This window comes from Spirosoma aerophilum (assembly GCF_054782495.1).
The window spans coordinates 1-7,172 of sequence record NZ_BAAGSJ010000061.1 but is presented as its reverse complement, the minus strand read 5'-3'; the positions used below and the strand labels follow the sequence as shown (position 1 = coordinate 7,172).

Below are 7,172 nucleotides of genomic sequence, written 5' to 3'. Positions count from 1 at the left end.
CGCCCCGATCTTGATAGCTCCAAGCCAGATCAGGGCTTTTTTATAGCTCTCAAAGAGAAAGCGGACCCGCTACGCGGGGTGTTCAAGTGATAGGTTTTTTTCAGGCATAAAGCACCCCTAACTGTACAAGTGCTGACGCAAAGGAGGTTGAAAAGGGGAGAAAAAGAGTACAGTTAGGGGTGCCCTATGCCTGAAAAAACCTATCAATATATAGGCGTCGCAGACACCGCTTTATAGCTTAGCTTTACATAATTGCACTTATATAACAGCTTTAAAACTATCTAACACTTATTCTGGTCCGTGTAAGATGAGCTTAAAATCTGCTTTTTGTATTTCACTACTTTGGCTCACCTGTCTGACTATCTATGGCCAGAAACTAGGTGAAGTGACCAAAGCACATAAGTTTGTTATCATTGGCAAAGTGGAAGGCTTAACAGACAGTACAATACTGTATCTGTTCAATTTTAACACCGCTAAAGCCATTGATTCAGCTTTGGTTCAAGACGGCCAATTTTGGCTGCGGGGTCAGTTCACAGAACCCGAACAATTCTCTGTCTCGACCAAGTATGTCTATCAAAATTATCATTCGACAGGCTACTTTTGGATTGATGGAGATACTATACATTTAACGGGAACCTTAAAAAAGCTTGAACAGGCTATCATTAAAGGGTCTAAGATGGAGAATGAGAGCAGGCAATATAAAGAGCTACTAATACCTATTCAGCATCAGAGGGACAGTCTTTCATCCGTAAAAAGACGATTACAATACAAAGATTCTTTGGCACGGGCCGCAGTCGAAAATGGTTTCATCAAGCTCGATGAAGCTATTCGATCTACTCAAGTTAAATTTATAAAGCAACATCCTAACTCCTATGTTGGAGTTGAATTTCTTCGCTTGTTTGCTCTAACGAGAGAATTACCAAAATCGACTATTCAAACCCTTTACTCTGGTTTATCAGGTGAGTTACAAAAATCAACCATAGGTCAGCATATCCAGGAGTATTTACAACTGAGCCAGGATATACAAATAGGCGATACGTTTACTGATTTTACCCAAGTTGATTTAGCCGGTCGAACGGTAAAATTTTCAGCCTTCAAAGGGAAATATACGCTATTGGAATTTTGGAGTTCGGGCTGTGTACCCTGTCGGGCCGAAAATCCTCAGATGGTAGAGTTATATAAACAATATCATGCTCAGGGTCTAGAAATCGTTGGAATTTCCCTTGACGAAGATAGAGAAAGATGGAAAAGAGCGATTGAACAGGATCAGTTGCCTTGGCCTCAATTATCAGACCTAAAAGGGGCCTTCAATAAAGGAGCTTTGATTTATGATGTAGCTGGCTTACCTACTAATTTTTTGATAGACTCCACTGGTAAAATTATTGGCCGAGATTTGAGACGTGACAAACTTAAGAGCAAGCTGGTAGGTATTTTTAATAAATAAGGGTGTTTCATTAAGAAACGAAGATCTTCGTTTCTTAATGAAAGAGCGATTTTCTAAGTTAAATCTCTTAACATAATGGTAGTTATGCAACAGGTCTAGCTAAAGTACAACTTACTGCCCCACAGCGAGTTAGTACTATTCCTAGACCTGTTGCATAACTAGACTTATGTTATGCGAAATAACTCATAATGTGATAGGTCTGATACACTATACCATTAATAAAATAATCATATCTAGCGTACTTTCCCTATATGAAAGTATTGATAGTCAATTGAACCATCAAAATAGACGGTGACTGTTTTAAGCTTTTGTAAACTATAAGAACCCATCTCTAAAATTTCCTCCTGGCTCATCTTTTCCCTGCGTTCTACAGAAAGAAAAAACGAGTCTCCTAGTGTATCCTTAAATTCAAAATTAGAATCGAAAGATAGCTTAAGAGCTTGCTTAATTAGCTTTTTTACCTTGATGATACTAGAAACTGAAAATGTATTATGGTGAATCCACTTTGCATTTTGCTCAAAGATTAAGATTAATCTATCGTCGACAAATGAATAGTAAAGTGGCTTACCCATATTTTGTTGTGGGTAAAAACTACTTAGTCCGATATTGAACTTGAGTGAAATGTCCTTCAAGTGGTTTTCTAACGAGTCGGCCAAAACGGGTTGGCCTATATGGTCTAGTATGATTCCGCCAATGGTCACATAACCATAGCCACTTCTAAATAAGCTTGAACTATCCCTTTGCTCTCTTATATACTTCTGTACTTCAGAAAAAAGTAATTGATTACCATGAAGATCAACGTACTGAATAGCTAGGCTATCTTCAAACTCTTCTCTCTTTGGGTAACGAGGTAATGATTCTTCTGCAAACACAGGGAAACTATAACTGTATGTCGTCATCAAAAAGGGTAGTAGAATGACCAATTTTAGCATACAGTTTCTGTTGTATAAGTGTGATTATGTAAAGTAGGGGCTTTTACAATAACTCAAATATTCTAAGAGTCTCGAATTCAAAACATACTTTTAGATCCTCTCGGGTTAGACCAGGATAATCCTTTAGCAGGATTTCCTCACTAATGCCTTCACCAAATCGCCGCCGCCAGAGCGTGGAGGAGTAAACTCCTACCTGGTCAAAATAACTGGTATCATCAGGCCGAATAATTAGACGACTAGCTAACACCTTAGGGATACGAGTTCGCCAAAAGTCGTCTTGTCGTCGTCTACTTTCTTGTACTTCTTGCTGAATCCGTCGGACTGATGACATATCTTCTTATAGGCGATTTTGTGTTGTATAATCTTGATTATGTAAAGCTACTCTTGTAATTCCCTACTGCATTGGCTTGATTTGTAGGCTATACAATGACTATACAAAGTCTATACAAGCCTATACAATAGTACATGAGCTATCTAACTTTAAAAGAAGCCTCAGAAGCCACCGGGTTGAATGAAGCAACTATACGACGACTTTGTAAGAAGCCATCCAGTAAGCCCTTTATTAAGATGAAAAAGGGCAAACAGGGCGGTATGTACACGATCCAAGCCAATTACCTGTTCGATATCTACCCCCCTGTAAAATCAGCTCAAAATCCAGCCTATACAAGGGTATACAATGACTCTACAAGCCTAGACAAAGAGCCTATACAAGACTATACAGCTCTCTTATCGGCCAAAGATGAGATTATCGAACTACTGAAAAGCGAGACAGCCTATCTACGCGCTGAAAATAGTAGTCTACGGGAGGAGAACCGTGAACTCAAGTTGCTTCCTGCCCCCTCCTTACCTGTTGATAGTTTGCCTAACCAGAGCCAAGTAAAGCCAACCTCTGAACAAGGTAAAAAATCCTTTTGGCAACGCCTATTTAACACTTAGACCAGTAGCCAGCTTACGCATATTTTGTTGACTACCTGATCAAGTTCTTCTAAGTTTCCAGGTTTATTAATGTAGTCAGCAGCACCCGCTTGTATACACATATCAGGATCGATGTTCAAGCAGGAATACATGACAACGGGCGTATTCTGACAGCACTCGTGCTTTAAGAAAAGCCTAAGCCAATCCATACCATCTTCGCCTGGTAGAATCAATTCTAATAGAATTAGGTTGAGTTTATTTTGTTCCTTTTGCCACAGCTTGGAATGAATGAACTCGTCTCCTGAAGTGAATCGATTGACTGATATGGCTTGATTCCACCGGTCAATTCCTAATTGAAAAAAAGAACAGTCATCATCGTCATCATCGATGATGACCACCTGTTTAGTTTCTACCATTTTGCCCACTCTACCAATCTGTAAATTATTATCCCGTTAGTAACAAAAAGATCGCTTACCTTGTTGCGCGGAGCGTGTGTATCTAGTAATTTGCGTATTGAGTAGCCAGCCATGTTTCACCCCTAAAAAACCTCCTTTCAGTCGGTTTTCGTCGGGGTCGAAACGGCTGTCCCCCCTCCGACTGTCGGGGGTGAAAAACCGCTCGCTCTGCTTGCTTATGAACTCAACTGAACCGGTGAAAAAACGGGGTGGCCGCCCCCCCAGTGACACCAAGCGAGACCAGCAAATCACTGTTTGTTTGACCAAGCTGGAAAAGCTGGCTCTTAAGCGACGGGCTGATAAGGCAGGGCTGAATCTGTCGGACTATGGCCGGCAAATGGTGCTCACCGGCAAAGCCCAGGCACGGCTAACCCCCGAAGAAAACGCTACGCTGAACCAAGTGGCCAAGCTAGGGAACAACCTGAACCAGATCGCCCACAAAGCCAATGCCGACGGTATTCGCTCGATTGCCATCGAAGCCCAACGGCTGTTACGGCAGTTAGCCGAACTACTGGATAAACCCGTTGAACCATGATTGCCAAAACGACCATTGGCCGTAGTTTCAAAGGTTGCTGCGGCTACAACCTGCAAAAGGTAGAACAGGGAAAAGGCGAAATTCTGATGAGTCAGGGTGTGCGGGAGTATGATGCCCGTTCGATGGTGGCTGACTTCATGCGGCAGGCCAGTTTGAACCCCGATCTAAGCCGGAGCGTGTGGCACACGGCCATTAGCTTCAGCCCCCAAGACGAGGCCCGCTTGCAGGCCCAGCCGGAGTTAATGAAAACGGTGGCCAGCGATTACCTGAAAGGGATGGGTCTTGACCAAAGTCAGTACGTGGTGATTCGTCACCGGGATACGGAGCATTCCCACTTTCATATCGTGGCCAATCGGGTGAGTGATACGGGTCATACTGTCAGCGACAGCCACAACTACAGCCGATCAGAGACCCTTTTACGCGAGATTGAGCAAAGACACGGCTTAACCCCGATGTTGGAACAGGCCAAACGCCAGAGCCTGGAGCGAGTACCCGAGCGTGACCGGGAGCGGATCCTGATGCGGGATCAGGTCCGGGAGAGTGTGAGCCGTTCGACGACCAGTCAGGAACTGCGCCAGGACTTAGCCCGCTACAACATTCAACTGATCGTCAACCGGGATCAAGCGGGCCAGCCGCGCGGCATCAGCTTTGAACAGGTTAGCAACACTGAGCAAGGCGAAGAAGTTAGAGTAGCCTTCAAAGGCTCCAAACTGCATCAAAGCCTGAGTTTGGGCGGGTTGCAACAGCAGCTGGAGCAACAGGCGCGTTTACGTCAGAAACAGGCTTTAGAGGCCGCTGCTGAAAAAGACAGACTAGAGGGGCAAAAACTCAAGAAAGGCCCGCAAATCGAAGAAAAACACCCTAAAAGAGGCTTAGGCCGCGGTATGTGAGATGGAACAGAGCGAATTAGTAGGTGAACTACTGGAAGGATTAACCAAGGATGTTAAAGCGCTTCAAACGAAAGTGGGCCAGTTACCCACGGCAACGCCCCCCGATTATCGGGAAAGTATCCATGCGCTGGCCAAGTCGGTGCAGGAGTTGCAGAGCAAAGCCCCAACGCAAGCCCCGGCCCCCGCCATCGACTTGACCCCGGTATTAAACCGGCTGGAGCGGATAGAACAGCAGATCCGTCAGCGACCCGAGTACACCATGAGCCAGTATGTCCGCTATGGGGCGTACGCCTTTGGGTTAATGGTGGTGTTACTGGTGGGTGTGACTTGGCTGGCTCTGAGTTGGCGCAGTGAGCGGGAAGACTATGCCCAAGCCTACGCTCATGACAATTGGCGGGTGCGTTATACCAAACAGGCTGATCCGGACTATTACAATTTCATGGAAGCCAAATTTAAAGAGCCAGGGCTCACTCAATGGGTGGTCGAGCAGGAAGCCGCTGACGAAAAACGAGAGCTGGCCCGTGAAGCCGCTGAGCAAGCCAAATCGTTGACCCAACAAGCAAATCAGTTAGAAGGAAAATCAACAACAAAGGGGAAGAAAAAATAGGTGGTATTGAGTATCACTAAAAGGGTGAAAAATGAGCGTTTTTGATGTGTTTTAAGAACCTAAGAAGCAAACAGCCCTAACTAACTGATAATCAATGGGGGTCATTTAGCTACTAGCTAAATGAAATTTAGCTAGTAGCTAAATGATGATTTAGCCATATATCATAGGAAAAGCTAAAGATTTATTAGCTCTTTGGTAAAAGTCATTTAGCCTTTTGATGATATAATAGCTAAAAATAATTTAGCTATGTACTAATTCTTATTTAGCTTTTATATATGTTTGTGACAGAAAAAATTTAGCTACATGAAGTACAATAAGCTAAAAGAGCAACCCCAATTCAAGGAGAATCCTTTTGTCGAGAAGGCAATTGAGGATATTAGAATCGTGAAAAAAACTCAAGTAATCCGTGCCAAAAACAGGGATGAGATACAGATGATAGTCACGAACGACGGAGATGTACAGGGTTATTCTGCATTTATGAGGTTTGTTGAAGTAGAAGAGGAGAAGTTTGCCAAGTTATATTTGTCTCAGTTCGTAGCCTTTTGGGAGTTATCTAAATCAGCGATTCGTGTGTTTGGCTATATAATCACTATACTTAAGCCAAAGCAAGACGAGTTCTTTTTAGAGATGAACAAGTGCCTAGAATACACTAAGTACACCCATCCAAACAGCGTTTTAAGTGGGTTAGCAACCTTAGTTGAATGCGGTATTATAGCCCGTAGCGACAGCCATTTTAAGTATTTCATTAATCCACTGGTTGTGTTTAATGGTGATAGAGTAACTTTCGCACGAACTTATATAAAGAAGAAAAAAGATCAAGAAGTAAACGCTGCCAACCAATTACAACTCTTCCAAAATGAAGCTGTTAAGCAACAATTAGCGGATTTTCAAGGGAATGAATAACTTCACAATATGACACCAGATCGCAGACTTGACCAGTTAGAACCCTTGATGGCGGATGTCCTTCAAAAAGTTGACCGTTTGATTGAAGGACAAGGCCAACTTATTGAATTAGCTACTAGTACAAAAGCCGAGCTAGAGCAGGTAAAAGCAACTGGAGAGATCACCGCTAGTGGATTAGCGAATCTGACTACTTACGTTCAAAAAGGCTTTGCTGACGTAAAAACGGGACAAGAAGCCATTATGCAGTATTTACGGGAAAAGCTCCCCTAACGATATTGGTCGAAACGGAAACCGGCTCTGCTGAGGAGCAACCGGCCAGGGATAGACTAATGCACGTACTAACCGTACGCAAGTCAATTGGATTGATAGCTCAAAGCCTCTAATTGACAACGCCCCGATCTTGATAGCTCCAAGCCAGATCAGGGCTTTTTTATAGCTCTCAAAGAGAAAGCGGACCCGCTACGCGGGGTGTTCAAGTGATAGGTTTTTTT

At 43.4% G+C, this 7,172-nt stretch carries 9 protein-coding genes; 7 read left to right on the top strand and 2 right to left on the bottom strand.

The annotated features are described in order from the left end of the window. Positions 1–307: 307 nt before the first annotated feature. Complete coding sequence (locus ACYVK4_RS33670) at positions 308–1,444, top strand: redoxin domain-containing protein (RefSeq protein ID WP_461131967.1); 1,137 nt, start codon at positions 308–310, stop codon at positions 1,442–1,444. A 233-nt stretch (positions 1,445–1,677) separates the two neighbouring features. Here ACYVK4_RS33670 and ACYVK4_RS33665 read toward each other — a convergent pair whose 3' ends face one another. Then, entirely contained in the window at positions 1,678–2,343 is a 666-nt protein-coding gene (locus ACYVK4_RS33665) for a hypothetical protein (RefSeq protein ID WP_461131966.1), read from the bottom strand. 498 nt (positions 2,344–2,841) lie between these two features. On the opposite strand from ACYVK4_RS33665, the gene ACYVK4_RS33660 reads away from it, so the two are divergent. After that, positions 2,842–3,312 (top strand): hypothetical protein, encoded by a 471-nt coding sequence (locus tag ACYVK4_RS33660; RefSeq protein ID WP_461131965.1) that lies wholly within the window; start codon positions 2,842–2,844, stop codon positions 3,310–3,312. Here the strand turns inward: ACYVK4_RS33660 and ACYVK4_RS33655 are convergent. After that, the gene (locus tag ACYVK4_RS33655) at positions 3,309–3,707 is read right to left on the bottom strand and encodes a response regulator (RefSeq protein ID WP_461131964.1); all 399 of its coding nucleotides are present in this window, start codon (positions 3,705–3,707) and stop codon (positions 3,309–3,311) included. The two genes, ACYVK4_RS33660 and ACYVK4_RS33655, sit on opposite strands and share 4 nt — an antisense overlap. A 217-nt stretch (positions 3,708–3,924) precedes the next feature. On the opposite strand from ACYVK4_RS33655, the gene ACYVK4_RS33650 reads away from it, so the two are divergent. The 5 genes from ACYVK4_RS33650 to ACYVK4_RS33630 all read left to right on the top strand — a co-directional run bounded on the left by ACYVK4_RS33650 (position 3,925) and on the right by ACYVK4_RS33630 (position 6,951). Further along, positions 3,925–4,281, top strand: a complete 357-nt coding sequence (locus tag ACYVK4_RS33650) for a plasmid mobilization protein (protein WP_461131963.1) — start codon at positions 3,925–3,927, stop codon at positions 4,279–4,281. Continuing rightward, entirely contained in the window at positions 4,278–5,171 is an 894-nt protein-coding gene (locus ACYVK4_RS33645) for a relaxase/mobilization nuclease domain-containing protein (RefSeq protein ID WP_461131962.1), read from the top strand. Before ACYVK4_RS33650 ends, ACYVK4_RS33645 begins: the two co-directional genes overlap by 4 nt. Position 5,172: 1 nt before the next feature. Further along, entirely contained in the window at positions 5,173–5,778 is a 606-nt protein-coding gene (locus ACYVK4_RS33640; protein WP_461131961.1) for a hypothetical protein, read from the top strand. Between the two features lie 303 nt (positions 5,779–6,081). After that, positions 6,082–6,681, top strand: coding sequence for a hypothetical protein (locus ACYVK4_RS33635; RefSeq protein ID WP_461131960.1), 600 nt, complete (start codon positions 6,082–6,084; stop codon positions 6,679–6,681). A gap of 9 nt (positions 6,682–6,690) precedes the next feature. Beyond that, positions 6,691–6,951: a hypothetical protein gene (locus ACYVK4_RS33630; protein WP_461131959.1), complete on the top strand. Its 261-nt coding sequence runs from the start codon at positions 6,691–6,693 to the stop codon at positions 6,949–6,951. Positions 6,952–7,172 lie beyond the last annotated feature (221 nt).

Excerpts from the sequence above, each read along its gene's own strand:
- ACYVK4_RS33670 (WP_461131967.1), top strand. The coding sequence starts at position 308 with ATGAGCTTAAAATCTGCTTTTTGTATTTCACTACTTTGGCTCACCTGT.
- ACYVK4_RS33665 (WP_461131966.1), bottom strand. The coding sequence starts at position 2,343 with ATGACGACATACAGTTATAGTTTCCCTGTGTTTGCAGAAGAATCATTA.
- ACYVK4_RS33660 (WP_461131965.1), top strand. The coding sequence starts at position 2,842 with ATGAGCTATCTAACTTTAAAAGAAGCCTCAGAAGCCACCGGGTTGAAT.
- ACYVK4_RS33655 (WP_461131964.1), bottom strand. The coding sequence starts at position 3,707 with ATGGTAGAAACTAAACAGGTGGTCATCATCGATGATGACGATGATGAC.
- ACYVK4_RS33650 (WP_461131963.1), top strand. The coding sequence starts at position 3,925 with ATGAACTCAACTGAACCGGTGAAAAAACGGGGTGGCCGCCCCCCCAGT.
- ACYVK4_RS33645 (WP_461131962.1), top strand. The coding sequence starts at position 4,278 with ATGATTGCCAAAACGACCATTGGCCGTAGTTTCAAAGGTTGCTGCGGC.
- ACYVK4_RS33640 (WP_461131961.1), top strand. The coding sequence starts at position 5,173 with ATGGAACAGAGCGAATTAGTAGGTGAACTACTGGAAGGATTAACCAAG.
- ACYVK4_RS33635 (WP_461131960.1), top strand. The coding sequence starts at position 6,082 with ATGAAGTACAATAAGCTAAAAGAGCAACCCCAATTCAAGGAGAATCCT.
- ACYVK4_RS33630 (WP_461131959.1), top strand. The coding sequence starts at position 6,691 with ATGACACCAGATCGCAGACTTGACCAGTTAGAACCCTTGATGGCGGAT.